Below are 262 nucleotides of genomic sequence, written 5' to 3' on the forward strand. Positions count from 1 at the left end.
TACACCACACAACACACTGCACGCGTCCACTATGTGGTTCCCAACCAACAACCCCGGGAACCAACAACCAACTGAATAAACAACCAAGCACCACAGTTGTAACCACAGTCTTCCCACCCACCCCCACACGGGGTCGGGACGGGTAACAAGGTTACGGCGGTCATAGCGTGGGGGAAACGCCCGGTCCCATTCCGAACCCGGAAGCTAAGACCCACAGCGCCGATGGTACTGCACCCGGGAGGGTGTGGGAGAGTAGGACACC

Annotated in this window: 1 rRNA gene; it reads left to right on the forward strand. The window is 58.8% G+C overall.

The annotated features are described in order from the left end of the window. Positions 1 to 152 precede the first annotated feature (152 nt). Positions 153 to 262: ribosomal RNA gene (rrf, locus tag LRQ04_RS20525) — 5S ribosomal RNA — on the forward strand; the annotation flags it as partial.

The organism is Paenarthrobacter sp. AR 02, from assembly GCF_021538675.1.
Taxonomy (GTDB): Bacteria; Actinomycetota; Actinomycetes; order Actinomycetales; family Micrococcaceae; genus Arthrobacter.